This window comes from Amycolatopsis sp. NPDC004772 (assembly GCF_053601215.1).
This window is the reverse complement of the sequence record NZ_JBSGBK010000008.1, coordinates 136,346-154,629: the sequence shown is the minus strand read 5'-3', so window position 1 is coordinate 154,629 and position 18,284 is coordinate 136,346. Positions and strand designations below refer to the sequence as shown.

General features: G+C 71.0%; 14 protein-coding genes. 12 read left to right on the top strand and 2 right to left on the bottom strand.

Features of this window, described 5'->3' with window-relative positions; genetic code table 11:
- Positions 1-148: 148 nt before the first annotated feature.
- Positions 149-913, bottom strand: coding sequence for an enoyl-CoA hydratase (locus ACWEF6_RS07850; protein ID WP_449682190.1), 765 nt, complete (start codon positions 911-913; stop codon positions 149-151).
- A gap of 25 nt (positions 914-938) precedes the next feature.
- On the opposite strand from ACWEF6_RS07850, the gene ACWEF6_RS07845 reads away from it, so the two are divergent.
- Positions 939-1,304 carry a hypothetical protein gene (locus tag ACWEF6_RS07845; RefSeq protein WP_449682189.1) on the top strand — a complete coding sequence of 122 codons (366 nt, stop codon included), beginning with the start codon at positions 939-941 and terminating at the stop codon, positions 1,302-1,304.
- A 127-nt stretch (positions 1,305-1,431) separates the two neighbouring features.
- On the opposite strand, the gene ACWEF6_RS07840 is transcribed toward ACWEF6_RS07845, so the two are convergent.
- A complete protein-coding gene (locus ACWEF6_RS07840) occupies positions 1,432-1,878 on the bottom strand; it encodes an Lrp/AsnC family transcriptional regulator (protein WP_033261465.1) in 447 nt (148 codons plus the stop codon).
- Between the two features lie 74 nt (positions 1,879-1,952).
- Between ACWEF6_RS07840 and ddaH the strand changes: the two genes are divergently transcribed.
- The 11 genes from ddaH (at position 1,953) to ACWEF6_RS07785 (ending at position 18,284) form a co-directional block, all read left to right on the top strand.
- Positions 1,953-2,789 (top strand): dimethylargininase, encoded by an 837-nt coding sequence (gene ddaH, locus ACWEF6_RS07835; protein WP_449682188.1) that lies wholly within the window; start codon positions 1,953-1,955, stop codon positions 2,787-2,789.
- 81 nt (positions 2,790-2,870) lie between these two features.
- Positions 2,871-3,530, top strand: a complete 660-nt coding sequence (locus ACWEF6_RS07830; protein ID WP_449682187.1) for a polysaccharide deacetylase family protein — start codon at positions 2,871-2,873, stop codon at positions 3,528-3,530.
- A gap of 301 nt (positions 3,531-3,831) precedes the next feature.
- The gene (locus ACWEF6_RS07825) at positions 3,832-4,542 is read left to right on the top strand and encodes a glycoside hydrolase family 75 protein (protein ID WP_449682186.1); all 711 of its coding nucleotides are present in this window, start codon (positions 3,832-3,834) and stop codon (positions 4,540-4,542) included.
- A gap of 197 nt (positions 4,543-4,739) precedes the next feature.
- The gene (locus tag ACWEF6_RS07820) at positions 4,740-6,056 is read left to right on the top strand and encodes a nucleotide sugar dehydrogenase (protein ID WP_449682185.1); all 1,317 of its coding nucleotides are present in this window, start codon (positions 4,740-4,742) and stop codon (positions 6,054-6,056) included.
- Positions 6,046-7,227 carry a glycosyltransferase family 4 protein gene (locus ACWEF6_RS07815; RefSeq protein ID WP_449682184.1) on the top strand — a complete coding sequence of 394 codons (1,182 nt, stop codon included), beginning with the start codon at positions 6,046-6,048 and terminating at the stop codon, positions 7,225-7,227. The genes ACWEF6_RS07820 and ACWEF6_RS07815 overlap by 11 nt, the downstream gene beginning before the upstream one ends.
- A 110-nt stretch (positions 7,228-7,337) precedes the next feature.
- Positions 7,338-8,696, top strand: coding sequence for an exopolysaccharide biosynthesis protein (locus ACWEF6_RS07810; protein ID WP_449682183.1), 1,359 nt, complete (start codon positions 7,338-7,340; stop codon positions 8,694-8,696).
- A complete protein-coding gene (locus tag ACWEF6_RS07805) occupies positions 8,693-10,531 on the top strand; it encodes a Wzz/FepE/Etk N-terminal domain-containing protein (RefSeq protein WP_449682182.1) in 1,839 nt (612 codons plus the stop codon). The genes ACWEF6_RS07810 and ACWEF6_RS07805 overlap by 4 nt, the downstream gene beginning before the upstream one ends.
- Before the next feature lie 40 nt (positions 10,532-10,571).
- Complete coding sequence (asnB, locus tag ACWEF6_RS07800; RefSeq protein ID WP_449682181.1) at positions 10,572-12,482, top strand: asparagine synthase (glutamine-hydrolyzing); 1,911 nt, start codon at positions 10,572-10,574, stop codon at positions 12,480-12,482.
- Positions 12,479-14,656: a bi-domain-containing oxidoreductase gene (locus ACWEF6_RS07795; protein WP_449682180.1), complete on the top strand. Its 2,178-nt coding sequence runs from the start codon at positions 12,479-12,481 to the stop codon at positions 14,654-14,656. The genes asnB and ACWEF6_RS07795 overlap by 4 nt, the downstream gene beginning before the upstream one ends.
- 97 nt (positions 14,657-14,753) lie before the next feature.
- Positions 14,754-16,748: an alginate lyase family protein gene (locus tag ACWEF6_RS07790; RefSeq protein WP_449682179.1), complete on the top strand. Its 1,995-nt coding sequence runs from the start codon at positions 14,754-14,756 to the stop codon at positions 16,746-16,748.
- A gap of 9 nt (positions 16,749-16,757) precedes the next feature.
- The gene (locus ACWEF6_RS07785; RefSeq protein ID WP_449682178.1) at positions 16,758-18,284 is read left to right on the top strand and encodes a right-handed parallel beta-helix repeat-containing protein; all 1,527 of its coding nucleotides are present in this window, start codon (positions 16,758-16,760) and stop codon (positions 18,282-18,284) included.

Sequence of the window (18,284 nt, the reverse complement as noted above, 5' to 3'; positions counted from 1 at the left end):
CTCGCCCTCAACACCGATGTTGGTAGTGTCCCGGGTGTTGGACGACCTCTTCGGTGCTCTTCAATGTCCCCTTCGCAGGTCCGTCAGATACCTGTAACTCATGGTAACGGTTAGTTGCCGCGCGGACCTGTGACGCGCGTCTCCCGCGTCACGGCCGGGACCGGATCCGTTCCCGTATCAGGGAAAGCCGTTCGGCGAACTCCGGTGACGCCAGCGAGGCGAGCTGCGGCCGGATCTCGACGTCGACGGCGTCGCTGTGCTCGGCCAGGCCCGCGGTGGCGCGCAGGCTGCGCTTGGTGGCGATCAGCGCTTCGCGCGGCGCGGCGACGGCGGGGTGAGCGAGCTCACGCGCGGCGGTCAGCAGTTCGTCATGGCCCCCGTCGACGACGCGCAGAGCCAGCCCGGCCCGCACGGCGGCTCCGGCGTCGAGCGGCTGCCCGAACAGCGTCATGGCGGCGGCCTGCTGCGGGCCGGCGATCCGCTGCGTCATCCAGGTCATCCCGCCCCCGGGGTGCAGCCCGAGTTCGAGGAACCGGGCGACGAACTTCGCCTGCGGCCCGGCCAGCCGCACATCGGCGGCGAGCGCGAGGTTCAGCCCGGCTCCGACGGCGGCACCCCCGACGGCGGCAATGGTCGGCAGCGAGCACCGCGCGACGGAGAGGAAGCCCTCGTAGATGGCACGCAGGCCGGCTTCGTCGGCTTCGGCCAGGGCGGCCAGATCGGCGCCGGCGCAGAAGGCGGGCGGAGTACCGGTGACGACGACGGCGTGCACGGATTCATCCCGCTCGGCGGCGGCGACGGCGTCGGCGAGCTGCGCGGAGAGGTCGAGGGTCAGCGCGTTCCGGCTCCCGGGAGCGTCGACGGTGAGGAGGGCGACGCCGCCGGCGTGCTCGCTGACGATGCTGTCGGTCATCGGATCAGGGTATTGGTGGGGTGTGGTGGAACTGCTGGTGGTGCTGGTCGGCAACCTGCTGACGATGATCGACATGTCGGAGCTGTTCGGCGGACGGCGCCGCCGATCCCGCGCCGCGGCCCTCGCGCGCGGCGAGCGGGTGGAGTACCCGTGCGTGCTGCGGTCCGAAGAGGTGACCGACGGCCGCGAACGGCGGGGCTGGATCGCGGTGGGCGGGAGGAGGGCGACGTGGCGGACCCCGGGCGCGGAGCCGGTGCCGTTCGACCCGGGCGAGCTGACGATGCAGGCGGTGGACCGCCAGGCGGTGACGTTCCGGTCGCCGGACGGCCGGACGGAGCTGCGCCTGCACCCGGACGAGGCACCGCCGGTGCTGCGCGCGCTGGGCGGCTGAGCGCTTTCGGCCCTGCTTGGTCGCGGCCGGGGTGAGGGTGCGTTTCGGGCCCTGCCTGGTCACGAGGTGGAGTCGCGCTTCGGTCTGATGCTGGGGCTCACCCCCGGCCTGGGTGACGGAGGGGGGCTCACTGCTCCGGAGTAGGCGGCCGCTCCAGCAGCCGCGAGAGCACCACCGTCGACACCGTCCGGTCCACGATCTCCAGCCCTCGCAGCCGCTCGAGCGCCGTCTCCAGGTGGTGGATGTCCGCCGCCCTCAGGTGGACGATGGCGTCCGCCGCGCCGGACACCGTGTACGCCGCCACCACCTCCGGCAAGGGTTCCAAGCGGGCGCGGATGCGGGCCGGCGTGATGTTGCCCTGGCACGTGACCTCGACGAACGCCTCCGTTCCCCAGCCCAGCGCCTCCGGGTCGACCACCGCCGTGAAGCCGCGCAGGATGCCCGTTTCGAGGAGCCGGTCCACCCGCCTCTTGACCGCCGGCGCCGACAGGCCGACCACCTTGCCGATCTCCGCATAGCTTGATCGCGCGTTCGCCACGAGGCACGAAACGATTCGCTGGTCGATGGTGTTCACACGCAACATCTAGCACAGATACGCGCAGCGAACAGCGATTGATTGCGAGTTTAGGCGCGCCTTACCCTGCAACCATGCAGGCGATGCGCGTACCGACCACCCGTCGATACCTGATGTGTCCCCCGCGTCACTTCGCGGTGGACTACGTGATCAACCCCTGGATGGACCCGACCCAGCCGGTCAGCGCGGACGTCGCAGTCGCGCAGTGGACCGAGCTGCGCGACACCTATCGCCGCCTCGGCCACACCGTCGAGGAGATCGAGCCCCAGCCCGGCCTGCCCGACATGGTCTTCGCCGCCAACTCCGGCACCGTCGTCGACGGCCGCGTGCTCGGCTCGCGGTTCCGCGCCCCGCAGCGCGCCGCGGAGGCCGAGCACTTCCGCCGCTGGTTCGTCGAGCACGGCTACCGCGACATCACCATGCCGGAGAAGATCAACGAGGCCGAGGGCGACTTCGCCTGGACCGGCTCCCTGCTGCTCGCCGGCACCGGGTTCCGCACCGACCCGGCCGCGCACGCCGAGGCCCAGGAAGTCCTCGGCGTCCCGGTCGTCTCGCTGCAGCTGGTCGACCCGCGCTACTACCACCTCGACACCGCGCTGTTCGTGCTCGCCGAAGCGACCGACACGACCCGCGCGCAGATCGTCTACTACCCGGACGCCTTCTCGGCCGGCTCGCGCCGGGTCCTGGAGCGGGTGTTCCCGGACGCGGTCCTCGCGACCCGGGAAGACGCCGAGTGTTTCGGCCTCAACGGCGTGTCCGACGGCCGCAACGTCGTGCTGCCCGTCGAGGCCACCCGATTGGGTGAACTTCTCGCCGCGCGGGGGTACGAGCCCGTCTACGTCGACATCTCTGAGCTGCGGAAAGCCGGCGGCGGCCCGAAGTGCTGCACGCTGGAAATCCGCAAAGGCTAAATAACGGCAAAAAAGTGTAACTCACCCGTTTGCCAGTGCGATTAATCGAAGTAACAAATCGACTACTCGCGGTGGCAGGCGGTGGGAGTGGTGACGGTGATCCTCGCCGTGCACGGGGTGGGCCGGCCGGCCCGCCAGCTCGACCCCGGTGAAGACGAGCGCTGGCTGACCGTCGAGCAGTTCGAGCGCGTCCTCGACGCCGCGGCGGACCGCGAAGACGTCCGGCTCACCTTCGACGACGGCAACGACTCCGACGTCGAGATCGTGCTGCCGCGGCTGGCCGACCGCGGGCTGACGGCGGAGTTCTTCCCGCTCGCCGGCCGGCTCGGGCAGCGCGGCTACCTCGACCGCGACGGCCTGCGCGAGCTCGTGCACGCCGGCATGGAGATCGGTTCGCACGGCTGGGAACCGCGCGACTGGCGGCGCCTCGACGACCGCCACGCCGACCGCGAGCTGAAGGACGCGCCGAAGCTGCTGGGCGACCTGTGCGGCCGCCCGGTCCGGCGGTACTCGCTGCCGTTCGGCGCCTACGACCGGCGCGTGCTCGCCCGGCTCCGGCAGGCAGGGGCGACCCGGGTGTATTCGAGCGACGGTGGCGCGGTCCACCCCGACGGCTGGCTCCAGCCTCGAACGGAGCTCCCGCACGACCTCGACGGAGATTGGCTCGACGGCGTCCTCGCCGGCTCCCGCCGACGCGCGACCCGCTGGGCGAACCGCCTGTTCCGCCGCACTGCCCAGTAGACGCGGACCCCGCGAGGCGGATGCCTAGTGTCGCGCCGGGCGAGCGGCCAGCCGTGCTACGGCAAGGCCTGTCCGATAGGCGAACTTCGCCGGATCCCGGCCACCCCACTGCGTCCCGGCGAACGGGACACCCGCCGAACCGGTCGCCGCCGGGTCAGAGCGGTGAGCAGCCTTTTCGTCAACTCGGGCCACCTGATGGGAAATTCCCGCACCCGAAGGCCTTGAACGTGCCCGCCTCCGCGGTGCATCCTGGTGCCCCGCCGCCGTAAGGAAAGTTTCCTAACTAAAGGGAGCACCAGGAATGCGGAAACTGATCCTGCTCGCGACGCTCGCGCTGGCGTCGGCCGTGGTGCCGTCGGCCGTCGCGTCCGCGTCGCCCGCCCCGGCCGTGGCACCGGCCACCGCGGCACCGGCCACCGTGGCCGCCGCCCCCACCGCCGCGCAGCTGCTCGCCAAGACCAACAGCTGCAAGCAGATCTCGAACGGCAAATACAAGACCGACGAAGACGTTTCGAGCAAAACGGTCGCCGTCTGCGATGCCAACGGGGCCGTCTTCTGGAAAGCCGACATGGACATCGACTGCGACGGGCAGCGCACCTCGCAGTGCAACGAGGACACCGACTGCTGCTTCCAGGACGACACCGCGTTCCACCAGTCCGACGGCAAGCCGCTCAACGCCGCGAAGCTGCCCTACATCGTCGTGCCGAGCTCCAGCAGCATCTGGAAGTACTCCTCCTCCGGTCTCAAGGGTGGCGGCTCCTGCGCGGTGATCTACAACGGCAAGGTCGAGTACACCGTCATCGGCGACACCGGCCCGTCGCAGATCATCGGTGAAGCCTCCTACGCCACGGCGAAGGACCTCGGCATCAACCCCGACCCGTCCAACGGTGGCACCGACTCCGGCGTCACCTACATCTGCTTCAAGAACTCGACCGTCTCGCCGATCGAGAACCACGCCAACGCGGTGAGCAAGGGAGAAAGCCTCGCCACCACGTTCGTGAACAACAACTGACGCAACCTATTCACGATCCGGCGGCGAACCGTGGGCGTAGTCCACCGTTCGCCGCCGGATCGAGACGCAATTCTCACTCGGATCCCTTGCGTCTCACCGCCATCTCACGCCGTCCCCCGTTCGCCGCGTCCGCGGTAACGATCCAGGGGCGCCCGCCGACCAACTTGAGGGTCGCGCGGAATAGCGGAGGTTTTGGCGTGGAGATCAGTGTCTTCGGGCTCGGTTACGTCGGCTGTGTCTCCGCCGCGTGCCTGGCGGGGCAGGGACACCGGGTGGTCGGCGTGGACGTCAACCCGGTGAAGATCGACCTGATCACCCAGGGCAACGCCCCGGTGGTCGAGGAGCGGATCGGCGAGCTGACCGCCGAGGTGGTCGCGAGCGGTGCGCTGAGAGCCACCACCGACGTCGCGGAAGCCGTCGCCGACAGCGAGATCTCGCTGGTCTGCGTCGGGACGCCGTCGGCGCCGAACGGCAGCCTCTCCACCGTCTACCTCGAGCGCGTCGCCGAGGAAATCGGGGAAGCGCTCGCCAAGAAGAGCACGCGGCACACCGTCGTCTTCCGCAGCACCATGCTGCCGGGCACCTGCCTCGACCTGCTGGTCCCGATCTTGGAGAAGGCCTCGGGCCGCACCGCCGGGGTCGATTTCGGCGTCGCGGTGAACCCGGAGTTCCTGCGCGAAGGCACCAGCGTCCGCGACTTCTTCGACCCGCCGAAGACGGTCATCGGCGAGATCGACGAAGCCAGCGGCGACGCCGTCGCGGCGTTGTACGAGGGCCTGCCCGGCCCGGTTTTCCGGGTGCCGATCCCGGTCGCGGAAATGACGAAGTACGCCGACAACTCCTTCCACGGCCTGAAGATCGGGTTCGCGAACGAGCTCGGCGCGATCTGCCGGGCGCTGGGCCTCGACTCGCACCAGGTGATCGACGTCTTCCTCGCCGACACCAAGCTCAACATCAGCCCCGCCTACCTCAAGCCCGGGTTCGCCTTCGGCGGCTCGTGCCTGCCGAAGGACCTGCGCGGGCTCGTCTACGCCGCGCACCGGGCCGACGTCAGCGTGCCGATCCTGTCGCACGTGCTCGCGTCGAACGACGAACACCTGCAGCGGGCCTTCGACCTGGTCGCGCGCACCGGCAAGCGCAAGGTCGGGCTGTTCGGCCTGTCGTTCAAGCCGGGCACCGACGACCTGCGCGAGTCGCCGCTGGTGGAGCTGGCCGAGAAGCTGCTCGGCAAGGGCTACGACCTGAAGATCTACGACGCCAACGTCAGCCTCTCCCGGCTGATGGGCGCCAACCGCGAGTACATCGAGAGCCGGCTGCCGCACCTCGGCCAGCTGCTCGCCGGGTCCGTCGACGAGGTCGTGAACCACGCCGACGTCCTGCTCGTGGGCACCAAGGACCCGGACGTGCTGGCGGCCCTGCCGCACGGGGGCGACCGGGCCCTGATCGACCTCGTCCGCCTGCCCGACGCCGCTGAGCGTCGCCTTGAAGAGGGATACGCCGGCCTTGCCTGGTAAAGCGCTCATCCTCGTCGAAAACCTCTCCGTCCCCTTCGACCGGCGGGTCTGGCAGGAGTCCACGACCCTGCGCGACGCCGGGTGGGAAGTCCACGTGATCTGCCCGCAGGGCACGAAACGCGACACCGAGGCCGAAGCCGTCGTCGACGGCGTCCACATCCACCGCTACCCGCTCCGGGCGGCGACCGGCGGCCCCGCCGGCTACCTGCAGGAGTACGGCACCGCGCTGTGGCACACCCTGCGGCTGGCCCGCAAGGTCGGGCCGGTCGACGTCGTGCACGCCTGCAACCCGCCGGACCTGCTCTACCTGGTCGCGAAGGTCCTGAAGCGGCAGGGCGCGAGGTTCATCTTCGACCAGCACGACCTGTGCCCCGAGCTGTACCTGTCGCGGTTCGACCGCGGACAGGACCTGCTCTACCGCGGGGTCTGCGCGCTCGAACGCGCCACCTACCGCGCCGCCGACGTCGTCATCTCGACGAACGAGAGTTACAAGCAGGTCGCCCGGATCCGCGGCGGCAAGAAGCCCGAGGACGTCTTCGTGGTGCGCAGCGCCCCCGTCGTCGAGCGGTTCCACGAGGTGCCGGCCGAGCCCGAGCTGAAGAAGGGCAAGCCGCACCTGCTCGCCTACCTCGGCGTGATGGGCCCGCAGGACGGCGTCGACTACGCCCTGCGCGCGCTCGCGAAGCTGCGTGACGAGGTCGGCCGCACCGACTGGCACGCCGTGTTCGTCGGCTCCGGCGACGCGTTCGACGACATGGTCGCGCTGTCGGCGAAGCTCGGGCTGGCCAACCAGGTCGAGTTCACCGGCCGGATCTCCGACGAGGACCTGGTCCGCTACCTCTCCACCGCCGACGTCTGCCTGTCGCCGGACCCGCTGAACCCGCTCAACGACGTCTCCACGATGAACAAGGTCATGGAGTACATGGCGATGAGCAAGCCGATCGTCTCGTTCGAGCTGCGGGAAGCCCGGGTCTCCGCCGGCGACGCGGCCGTCTACGCCCCGGCGAACGACGAGTCGGCCTTCGCGAAGCTCGTCGCCCAGCTGCTCGACGACCCCGAGGAGCGGGCCCGGATGGGTAAGCTCGGCCAGGCCAGGGTGGCGGGTCCGCTCTCCTGGGAGAACTCCGCGAAGGCTCTGCTCGCCGCGTATGAGCACGCTGTGAAGTCCTGATCGCCGTTCGGTCAAGAAGTCACCCGCACGTGTAACCAATGCTCCCGGTCTTACGACGGTTCGGGTAACCGGCCGATCAACTGAACCCGTTCGGCGTACCCGGCTCAGGAATGGAGACCCCGCCGTTGACTGACGACACGGTGCGCCTGGCCCTGGTCGGGCAGGTCCTGCGACGGCGATGGCGGCTGCTGGCCGTCCTCGCCGTCTTGGGCGCGCTGGTCGGCGCGGGAGCGTCGATCCTCTTCTCACCCGGCTACAAGACCACCTCGGGCGTCCTGCTCCAGGGCCCCCGCCAAGCGGACGAGCTGCTCACCCAGGCCGACATCGCGAAGGCTTCGGTCGTGCTCGACCGCACCGCGGCCATGCTCCCGTGGCACCCCAGCGGCGCCGACCTGAAGGACCAGGTCAGCACGTCGGTGGCGCAGAGCAACGTCGTGACGATCACCGTCTCCGCCGACACCGCCGAGCACGCCCAGCAGCTCGCCGACCAGGTCGCCCAGCAGTACGTCAAGTTCTCCACGCAGCTGGCGACCAACTCCGCCGACGCCTCGGTGCAGCTCGCCCAGGAGCAACGCGAGTCGCTGCGCCAGCAGGTGAAGCTGACGACCGAGCGGATCAGCGACCTCGCCAAGAACGTCGGCGGCGACCTGACCGTGGAGAGCGTGCAGGTCCGCACGCAGCTCGAGGGGCTGAAGACGTCGCTCGAGCAGGCGATCAACGACCTCAACCAGGCCGACCTGGCCACCGGCGTCGGCAACACCGTGGTGCTCGGGCCGTCCCAGCGCCCGACCTCGCCGGCCGCCCCGACGATGACGCAGCTCGTCGCCGGGGGCGCGGTGCTGTTCTTCCTCTTCGGGGTGTTCGGCCACCTGTTCACCGCCCGCACCGACCGGCGGCTGCGGGGCGAGCCGCAGATCGCGTCCGCGCTCGGCGCGCCGATCCTGGCCGGCGTCGACGTCGCCACCCCGGAGGGCGACCGCGTCCCGGCCACCGGCTTCCTCGGCAAGGTGCGGCACCTGCTCGGCGGGGACCGCCCGTGGGTGCAGCCCCCGGTCGCGACCTCGGCCGACGAGGTCAACCGCGACATCCGCTTCCGCCGGGTGCTGGCCCGGCTGGCCACCGGCCCGGCCGACATCCTGCTGCTGGTGGCCGACGACGACGAGACCGGCCGCCGGGCCGCCGCCCAGCTCGCCGAGCTGGCCGACCGGCAGTCCCTGCCGCTGCGGGTCTTCGAGTTCTCGCCGGACCGGCCCACCGTGCCGGACGCGACGGCGAGTTCCGGGGTCCTGGTCGTGCTCGGCGCCGGCACGCGCACCGCGTGGCAGCTCGTCCGGCTCGCCGAGGCCTGCGCCGACGGGGGCCAGGAGATCGTCGGGGCCGTCCTCACCCATCCCGTCCGGCCGAGCGCGCCGGAGAAACCCGGACCCGCGGCGGAAGCCCCCGAGAAAGCCCTGGCAGGTTCGGCGTGACGACTCCTCCCGAAACCCCCGCCGCGCCGCTCGTCGACCTCCAGCGGCTGTTCATCGCGATCCGCCGCCGCAAGCGCATCTGGCTGGCCACGGCGCTGCTCGGGCTCTTCGCCGGGGCGGCGCTCGCGGTCGTGCTGCCCGCGCCGCCGACCGCGGTCGCCAAGGTGATCGTGGTCCACCAGGACGACTCGCCGACCGACAGCGGCACGCTGATGCGCACCGACGTCGCCGTGCTGCAGACGGCCCCGATCGCCACGGGCGCGCTGAAGAAGGTCGGCAGCACCGACTCGCCCGAAGACTTCATGAAGAACTACGCGGGTCTCGGTCTCACGAACAACATCCTGCAGATCACCGTCAAGGCCAAGAGCAACGAAGACGCCGTGGCGAAGGCCCAGGCGCTGGCCGAAACGTTCATCGCCGACCACGTCAAGCGCAGCCAGGCGGCCGCGGCCGCCCAGTCGCAGGCCATCCTCGACCAGCGGAAGAACGCCCAGGACGAACTGGGCAAGGTCGAGCAGCAGATCGTCGAGGAGGAGGGCAAGGGCCGCCAGGCCAGCCAGCCCACCCTCGAGAACCTCTACAGCCGCCGCGCCGCGCTGACCGCGCAGATCTCGGACTTCACCTCGCGCGCCCAGCAGGCCGGCATCGGCAGCCCGCAGGTCGCCGCGGGCACCCAGGTCGTCGACGCGGCCCGCGCGCTGCCCAAGGCGTTCCTCAAGACCACCGCGACCAACGCCGGCATCGGCTTCGCGCTCGGCCTGGCCCTCGGGCTCGCGCTGGTCGCCATCGGCGCCGTCTCACGCGACAAGCCGGTCTTGCGCCGCGAGATCTCGACGCACCTGGGTGCGTCCGTGATCGCGCAGCTGCCGTCGAAGCTGCGCGGGCCGGCCCGGCTGTGGCGGCGCTCGCGGGCGGTTTCCGAACGCCGGCGCGTCGCCACGACGCTGGCCAGGCTCATCAAGAAGGACCCGCGCACGGTGTCGCTGCTGGAGCTCGGCGCGCCGAAGGTCGCGGCCGCGCTCAGCCTGGACGTCGCCGCCGAGCTCGCCGAGGACGGTGCCGCGAGCGTCGTCGACGACCTCCCGCGCGAGGACGTCCGCAAGCTCGCGCAGGAGACCAAGAGCGACATCTCGGTGGTCGGGGCCGGCGACCCGCCCGGGAAGCCGGAGGAGCGCCGCGTCGGCGTCGGCACGGTGTCGCCGGGCACGGCGTGGACCGACCTGGAGCACCTCGGCAAGGAGACCGTGCTGGTCGTGAAGGCCGGGCACGCGAACACGCTGTGGCTGCACACGGTCGCGCGGCAGCTGGCCGACCAGGAGATCCCGATCCTCGGCGTCGTGCTGGTCGATCCGGACCCGCGCGACAAGTCCGACGGCACGCTGTGGGACGGCCTGCACACGGCCCTGCGCGGCCGCGGCCGCCCGGCAGCGTCCGCCGCGGCTCCGGCCACGGCTTCGGCTTCGGCCGAGCGGGAGGACCGCCTCGACGAACTGGTCGCCCGCGTCGCCGAGCGCGTCGCCACGGAGCAGCCGACGCGCCGGTTCTCCCCGGTCCGGCCGGTGCTCCAGCCGCCGCACACCGCCTCGCGGCCCCCGGCGTCGCCGCTGCCGCCGCCGGGCGGGGTGAGCGTCCCGGACCACCTGAACGCGCCGACGAAGAAGTTCGCCCCGGTCAAGCCCCAGAAGCGGCCGACGCCGTTCAAGCGCGACCACGGAGAACCGAACCACAAGGGCGATCTCGAACCCGACCTCGAACCCGAAAAGAGCACTGTGACAACCGGGGCTTCGCCCCAGGCCGGGGGCTCCGCCACCCAGACCCCCGAAAAGAGTGCGTGAGTCTCCTGACCCGCGCCGCGACCGAAGGGGAACGCACCCGATGTGCGGCATCGCAGGCACCTACCTCTGGCCGGACGGCGGGCCGCTCACCGACCGGCTGACCAAGACGCTGGCCCACCGCGGCCCGGACGGCTCCGGCCGCTACGAGCACCGGGCCGGGCCCGGCCAAGTCCACTTGGGACACCGGCGGCTCTCGATCATCGACCTGTCCGAGACCGGCGCGCAGCCGATGGTCCTCGACGGGCTCGCGCTGAGCTACAACGGCGAGCTGTACAACGCGCCCGAGCTGCGGGCCGAGCTGGCCGCGGCCGGCGTGCGGTTCCGCGGGACGTCGGACACCGAGGTGCTGCTGCAGGCGTGGCGGCGCTGGGGCACCGACTGCCTGCCCAAGCTGCGCGGCATGTTCGCCTTCGCGCTGTTCGAAGAGGGCACCGGCGAGCTGTTCCTGGTCCGCGACCAGCTGGGCATCAAGCCGCTGTTCTTCGTCCAGCGCAACGGCGGGGTCGCGTTCGCCTCGGAACTCAAGGCGCTCGCGGGTGAGCTCGGCGGGTCGCTGCAGGTCGACAACGCGGCCCTGATCGCGTCGCTGCTCTACTACTGGGTGCCGGACAGCCGGTGCGCCTATCAGGGCGCGGAGAAGCTGCAGCCGGGCACGTGGCTGCGCTGCCGCCCGGACGGCCAGGTCGATCGCGGCCGGTTCTGGTCGCTGCGGGAGGTCGCCGAGGAGGGCGCGGCCTTCGACGGCGAGGTCGACCTGCACGAGGTGATCGCCGAGTCGACGGCCAAGCACCTGCTCTCGGACGTCCCGGTGGCGACCTTCCTGTCGGGCGGGCTGGACTCCAGCTACCTGACGGCGCTCGCCGCCCGGTCCCAGCCCGGGATCTCGGCCTACACCATCGGGTTCCGGGCCGAGGACGCCAAGTTCGAGGCCATGCCGGACGACCTGAAGTACGCCCGGATCGTCGCGGAGCAGTTCGGCGTCGACCTGCACGAGATCGAGATCGCGCCGCAGGTGCTCGACCTGCTGCCGAAGATGACCTACCACCTCGACGAGCCGATCGGCGACCCGGCGGCGATCAACTCGTTCCTGATCTGCTCGGCCGCGCGCGAGGCCGGCGTCAAGGTGATGCTGTCCGGGATGGGCGCCGACGAGCTGTTCGCCGGCTACCGCAAGCACCTCGCGAACCTGATCGCGCTGCGCTACCACAAGGTGCCGAGCGCGGTCCGGCGCCCGGTCGAGTCCATTGTGGACAGGCTGCCGGTGGCGTCGGCCAAGCGCGGCTACCGGTCGGTGCGGTTCGCCAAGCGGTTCCTGTCCTTCGCGGGCCTGCCCGAGGAAACGGCGTTCCGGCGCAGCTACACGATGTACGACCGCGCCGAGCTGCTCGGGCTGGTCAACCCGGACCTGGCGGCTTCCGTCGACGACGTCCTGACCGAGCACGCGGACACGTACCACGACCAGGCCTTGGACGACTTCGTCAACCGGATGTGCCTGGCCGATTCGCGGATGTTCCTGCCCGGGCTGAACCTGACCTACACCGACCGTTCGACGATGGCGGCATCCACCGAGGTGCGGACCCCGTTCGTCGACGTCGAGGTCGTGCGGGCGGCGTTCAAGATCCCGGGGAACCGGAAGATCGTCGGCCGCGCCGGGAAGATGGCGCTGAAGAAGGCCGCCGAGAACATCCTGCCCGGCGAGATCGTGCACCGGCCGAAGGGCCTGTTCAGCGCGCCGCTGCGGGCCTGGATGAGCCGCGACCTGGCGCCGCTGGTGCGCGAAGTCGTCAACGAAGGCGTGCTCGTTTCGTCGGGCTTCCTGCAGCGGGAGGCGTTGCAGCGCATGGTCGCCGAGGACGCCGCCGGTCAGGAAGACCGCGGCAAGCACCTCTGGCACGTCTTGACCCTCGAGTATTGGTACCGGAACGCGATGTCTGGAGCGGGAGCGAAGTGAAGCAGGTAGTCCAGAACTACAAGAGCGGGGAACTGGCGCTCCTCGACGTGCCCGAGCCGGCCTGCAAGCCGGGCGGTGTGCTGGTGCGGACGGTGTACTCGCTGATCTCGACCGGCACCGAGATGATGAAGGTGTCCGAGGCCAGCATGTCCCTGGTGGGCAAGGCGAAGGCCCGCCCCGACCAGGTCGCGAAGGTCATGCAGAGCGTGGCCACCAACGGCCTTTCGGCGACCTACCGCAAGGTGACGTCCAAACTGGACTCCTACACCCCGCTCGGCTACTCGCTGTGCGGTGTCGTCGAGCAGGTCGGCGACGGCATCACCGACGTGAAGGTCGGCGACCTGGTGGCCTGCGCGGGCAACGAGCACGCCCTGCACGCCGAGCTGAACTGGGTGCCCAAGAACCTCTACTCGCCGGTGCCCGCCGGCGTCGACCCGCGGCACGCGGCGTTCGGCACCGTCGGATCGATCGCCATGCAGGGCGTCCGCCGCGGCGAGCCGCAGATCGGCGACGTCGCCCTGGTCATCGGCCTCGGCCTGATCGGCCAGCTGGTCGTGCAGCTGCTGGCGTCGTCCGGCGTGCGCGTGGTCGGCGTGGACCCGGACCCGGAGCGCTGCAAGCTCGCCGAGAGCCTCGGCGCGCTCACCTGTGCGCACCCGGCGTCCGGCATCGTGGACACGGCGGTGGACGAGCTGACCCACGGCGCGGGCGTCGACCAGACGTACCTCGCGGCGGGCGGCAACACGAACGACCCGGTGGAGCTGGCCGCGAAGCTGTCGCGCGACCGCGGCCGCGTGATCGACATCGGCAAATGCAAGCTCGACCTGCCGTGGAACGCCTACTACGAGAAGGAACTCGACGTCCGGTTCTCGCGGTCGTACGGGCCGGGCCGCTACGACCCGTCCTACGAACTGGAGGGGCGTGACTACCCGATCGGCCAGGTCCGCTGGACCGAGCGCCGCAACCTCGAGTGCGTCCTCGACCTGATCGCGCGTGACCGGCTGGACGTCGAGCCGCTGATCACGCACGTCTCGAACTTCTCCGACGCCGTCTCGACGTACCAGTCGCTGAACGAGGGCGCGTTGAAGGCGGTGGCGGTGCTGTTCCGCTACCCGGACGGGGTCGCCCGGACGGAGCCGGTCGTGACGTCGGCGCGCGTCGGCATGGCATCGGCGCCGGCGGCTGCGTTGCCGGCCGGCCAGCCGGTGCGCCTGGGCTTCATCGGGGCGGGCAACTACGCGTCGTCGATGCTGCTGCCGCACCTGGTCGAGCGCCCGGACGTGCAGCTCAAGCACGTCGCGACGACGTCCGCGCTGTCGGGCGCCAACGCCCGCCGCAAGTTCGGCTTCGCGGCGGCGTCGACGGACATCGACGACGTCCTCGGCGACTCGTCGATCGACGCGGTGTTCGTCGTGACCCGGCACAGCTCGCACGCGGAGCTGACCCGCCAGGCGCTGCTGGCGGGCAAGACGGTGTTCGTCGAGAAGCCGCTGGCGCTGTCTCCCGAAGAGTTGCAGAAGGTCCTCGACGCGATCGAGGAGTCCGGCAACGACCGCCTCCAGGTGGGCTTCAACCGCCGGTTCGCCCCGCTGCTGCACGAGGCCCGCGACCAGTTCGGCCCGCGCGTCGGCCCGGCGAGCGTCCGCTACCTGGTGAACGCGGGCCGCCTCGACCACGGCAGCTGGTACAACCAGACGGATTCGGAAGGATCCCGCTTCGCCGGCGAGGGCGGCCACTTCATCGACACGGTGAGCTGGCTCCTCGACGCCGACCCGGTCTCGGTGTACGCCACGGGAGACCTCCAGGTGACCCTCGGCTACGCGGACGGCTCGACGGCGGTGATCACGTACGCCGAGACGGGCTCGTCGGGCTTCCCGAAGGAGACCCTGGACCTGGTCGCGGACGGCAAGGTCCTGAAGTTCGACGACTTCGTGCGAGCGTCGGTGTACTCGCGCAAGAAGTGGGCCAGTTCCCGCATCCCGAAGGGTCGCGACAAGGGCCAGGCCGCGGAGGTCGAGGCGTTCCTGACGGCGGTCCGGACGGGCGCGCCGATGCCGATCTCGATCGCCTCGCTGGCGGCAACGACCCTGGCGACGCTGGCCGCCCAGACGAGCGCGGCGAACGCGGCACCGGTGCGGATCGAGCTGCCGCAGAAGACGGGCGCCCCGGCATGACGAGCGACGCCCTGATCCGGGATGTGGCGCGGTCGACCAGGTCGGATGTCGCCTCGGGCCGGACCGTGGCCCTGCCCGAGGCAGGTGTCCGCCCGTGATGGGGCCTGGCTGGTACCTGCGCCGGCTCTCGCGGATGGGGCCGGCGGAGGTCGTCGGCCGTGCGCGGCATGCCGTTGTCCAGCGGCAGTGGCGGTCCGCGCTGCCCACTCCGCCGGACTGGCCGTCGCACCCGCGCTTCACCGCGACGCTGCCCGCCGGGGTGCTCGGCAAGGTGTCCGGCGAAGCCGTCGCGCGACTGGTGGCCACCGCCGACGAGCTGATGGCGGGCCGCGCGGAGTACTTCGGCGTCGAACGGACGGATTTCAAGGCACCCGACTGGTTCCTCGACCCCAAGACCGGGCGTCGCGCGCCCTCGGACGTGTACGCGTTCGATGTGCCGTACCGGTCGGAAGACACGGTCGGCGACATCAAGCAGATCTGGGAACCGTCGCGGCACCAGCACCTCACCGTGTTGGCCGCGGCGTACGCCCTGACCGGGTCCTCCGCCTACGCCGAGCGCGCGGCGGAGCACCTGCGTTCGTGGTGGGCCGCCAACCCGCCGTTGCGCGGGCCGCACTGGGTGAGCGGGATCGAGCTGGGCATCCGGCTGCTGTCGTGGGTGTGGACGCGCCGGCTGCTCGACGGCTGGCCGGGCGCGGCGGAGCTGTTCGAGCAGAACCCGGACTTCCAGCTCCAGCTGTGGCACCACCAGAACTGGCTCGCGACCCTGCGCAGCCACGGTTCGTCGGCGAACAACCACGTCATCGCCGAGGACGCCGGGCTGCTGGCCGCCGCCTGCGCGTTCGGCTGGTTCCCGGAGTCGGCGAGCTGGCGAACCGCGGCGATGCGCTCGCTGGACGTCCAGCTGGGGCGCAACACCTTCGCGTCCGGCCTCAACGCGGAACTGGCCTCCGAGTACCACGGCCTGGTGCTGGAACTCGGCCTGGCGGCGGCGGTCGAGGCCGACGCCGCCGGCACGCCGGTGCCGGATTCGACCTGGGACGTCCTGCTCCGGATGACCGATGCCTTGGCGTCCATTGTGGACACCAAGCTGCGCCCGCCCCGCCAGGGCGACGCCGACGACGGCTTCGGCTTGATCGTCGACGGCACGGCGACCGACCGCTGGGCGTCGCTGCTGGCTTCCGGCGAGGCGTTGTTCGGCCGTCTCGATTGGTGGCCTGCGGTCCCCGGCGACGACGTCCGCACGGCGCTGCTCGCCTCTCTCGCTTCGCGCACTCCGCGCGCTTCGGGCGTCCGCCCGGGCAAGCGTCCGGCGCACCTGCGGGACGCGGGCATGACGATCCTGCGCTCGGGCCCGGTGTGGGTCCGCTGCGACGGAGGTCCCCACGGGTTCCTGTCGATCGCGGCCCACGCCCACGCCGACGCGCTGTCGCTGGAAGTCCGCCACGACGGTGTCGACGTGCTCGCCGACCCGGGCACGTTCTGCTACCACGGCGAGCCGCAGTGGCGGTCGTACTTCCGGTCGACGCTCGGCCACAACACGCTCGAGCTGGCCGGCCGCAACCAGTCGGTGTCGGGCGGGCCGTTCCTGTGGACCCGCCACGCGGTGACGAAGGTCCTCGACGTCCAAACCCCGGACGACGGGCCCTCCCGCTGGTCGGCCGCCCACGACGGCTACGCCCCGGCGCTCCACCGGCGCACGGTCGAGCTGGACGGCGACGTGCTCAAGATCGACGACGAGGTGCTGGGCGAGGGTGCCCCCGGACCCGCGCGGCTGGCGTTCCACTTCGGGCCGTCGGTGACGGTCATGCTCGACGGCACCACCGCTCGCCTCCGCTGGACGGCGGAGGACGCGAGGGCGTCCGATGCCGCCGCCGATCCGCTGGTCGGGCGGGTCTCCGGTTCCCTCGGCGGTGCCGTGCGCACCGCCGTGATGGAGTTGCCGACCGAACTTGCGTGGACCGTGCACCGGGGTGATGCCGAGCCGCCGCTCGGGTGGTACTCCGCGGGGTTCGGACGCAAGGAACCCGCCACCACCCTCGTCGGCTCCGGGTCGCCCGGACACCTCACCACCCTGCTCCGCTTCAGTTAGGACCCGCCCGTGACAGCCCGCCGCTTCCGACTCCGCCGTGCCGCTCCGCTGCTCGGTGTCCTGCTCACGGTCGCGGCGTGCTCGGGCGGGCCGGACACCGACGGCGGCCCGGCCCAGGCCACCGCGGCTCCCAGCGGGTCGGTCGCCGCGGTGTGCGACAAGCAGCCGGCCGGCCCCGCGGCCGCCCCGGCCGGGGCCGTTGTCGTCGACCCCGCCGTGCCGGGGGACCTGGCGGCGAAGACCCGCTCGGCCGGCTCCGGCACGACGTTCTGGCTCAAGCCCGGCAAGCACATCCTCGGCGACGACAAGTACGACCAGGTGTCGCCCAAGGACGGGGACGTCTACCTCGGCGCCCCCGGCGCTGTGCTCGACGGCCGGAAGATCAACCAGTACGCCTTCACCGGGCACGCCACCAACGTCAAGATCAACTACCTGACCGTGCAGGGCTTCGTCGCTCCGCACGACGAAGGCGTCGTCAACCACGACTCCGGCGACGGCTGGGTGATCGAGCACTCGACCATCCAGGACAACGACGGCGCCGGGCTCATGGCGGGTGCGCGCCAGCAGGTGCGCGGCAACTGCCTGCGCCGCAACGGCCAGTACGGAATGAACGCCTACTCCGGCGGCACGCCGCTCACCGCGCTGGTCGTCGAGGGCAATGAGATCGCCAGCAACAACACCGGCGACTGGGAAGCGAAGATCGAAGGCTGCGGCTGCAGCGGCGGGGTCAAGTTCTGGGACGTCAACGGCGCCGACGTGCGCGGCAACTGGGTGCACGACAACCACGGCACCGGGCTGTGGGCCGACACGAACAACAACGACTTCCTGATCGAGGGCAACCTCATCGAGAACAACGACAGCGCCGCGCTGATCTACGAGATCAGCTACAACGCCGTCATCCGGGACAACACGATCCGCAAGAACAACTGGGCCGACGGCCGCCGGTACGCCGACAAGAGCGACAACTTCCCGACGTCGGCGATCTACATCTCCGAGTCCGGCGGCGAGCCGCGGATCAAGGCACGCACCGCGAAGATCGAGATCTCCCGCAACTACCTGGAGAACAACTGGTCCGGGATCACGCTGTGGGAGAACGCCGACCGGTTCTGCAACAGCCCGGCCAACACCTCCTCGGGCGACTGCACCAAGCTGGTGCCGGCGGTCAAGCAGTGCGCGGCCCCGGCGATCACCAGCGGCGCGCTGCTGGCCGACTGCCGCTGGAAGACCCAGCACGTCGACATCCACGACAACAAGTTCGTCCTCGACCAGGCGGTCGTGGGCTGCCAGGCCTCGTGCGGCCGGATGGGCCTGCTGTCGAACTTCGGCAGCTACCCGGACTGGTCGCCGTATCGCGGCGACGACGTCCAGGAAGCGATCACGTTCAAGCAGGACAACCGCTGGCACGACAACAGCTACGCCGGCCCGTGGACGTTCATCGCCTACTCCGCCGACCGCGTCCTCGAGATCGGCGAGTGGGAGGGTGCGCCGTACTCGCAGGACAGCGGGAGCACCTTCACCGCGCAGGGCGGAGGCTGA

Bases quoted from the DNA above. Each gene is read 5' to 3' on its own strand.
- ACWEF6_RS07850 (WP_449682190.1), bottom strand. From the start codon at position 913: ATGACCGACAGCATCGTCAGCGAGCACGCCGGCGGCGTCGCCCTCCTC.
- ddaH (WP_449682188.1), top strand. From the start codon at position 1,953: ATGCAGGCGATGCGCGTACCGACCACCCGTCGATACCTGATGTGTCCC.
- ACWEF6_RS07825 (WP_449682186.1), top strand. From the start codon at position 3,832: ATGCGGAAACTGATCCTGCTCGCGACGCTCGCGCTGGCGTCGGCCGTG.
- ACWEF6_RS07810 (WP_449682183.1), top strand. From the start codon at position 7,338: ATGGAGACCCCGCCGTTGACTGACGACACGGTGCGCCTGGCCCTGGTC.
- asnB (WP_449682181.1), top strand. From the start codon at position 10,572: ATGTGCGGCATCGCAGGCACCTACCTCTGGCCGGACGGCGGGCCGCTC.
- ACWEF6_RS07790 (WP_449682179.1), top strand. From the start codon at position 14,754: ATGGGGCCTGGCTGGTACCTGCGCCGGCTCTCGCGGATGGGGCCGGCG.